Below are 503 nucleotides of genomic sequence, written 5' to 3'. Positions count from 1 at the left end.
ATGATCATCCGCGAGCGCTACGCCGATTTCGGGCCGACGCTGGCCCGCGAGAAGCTGGACGAATGCCACGGCATCCGGCTGTGCAAGGAAACGGTGCGCCAACTGATGACCCAGGCCGGCCTGTGGGTGCCGCGCAAACAGCGTCCACCGAAGGTCTACCAGCCGCGCGCACGGCGTGCATGTTTCGGCGAGCTGGTGCAGATCGACGGCAGCGACCACCGCTGGTTCGAGGACCGGGCGCCGGCCTGCTGCACCCGCTGCGGGGCCTGCCATGAAGCCGGACACGACGCTGGTGAGTTTGAGCATGCGCGAACTGGACAGACTGAAGGTTATACAGGCCGTCGTTGAGACGGGCCTCAAGCCCGGCCGTGCCGCCGAACGGCTGGGTCTGACAGTACGTCAGATCGAACGGCTGGTGATCCGGTACCGGGAGCACGGGCCGTCTGGCGTGGCCTCGGGCCGACGCGGTCTGCCAGGTAACCGCAAGCTCGACGAAGGCCTGG

1 protein-coding gene and 1 pseudogene are annotated in these 503 nt (G+C 67.4%); both read left to right on the top strand.

Annotated elements, in window-relative coordinates; translation table 11 throughout:
• Positions 1-249: pseudogene (locus tag M3I54_RS44720) on the top strand (ISNCY family transposase); the annotation flags it as partial.
• Between the two features lie 55 nt (positions 250-304).
• Positions 305-503: helix-turn-helix domain-containing protein (locus M3I54_RS44715; RefSeq protein ID WP_254346791.1), on the top strand; the 199-nt coding region annotated here is incomplete at its 3' end.

Source organism: Paraburkholderia sp. CNPSo 3274 (assembly GCF_024206475.1).
In the GTDB taxonomy this organism is placed as follows: Bacteria; Pseudomonadota; Gammaproteobacteria; order Burkholderiales; family Burkholderiaceae; genus Paraburkholderia.
This window is presented reverse-complemented; position numbering and strand designations above follow the sequence as displayed.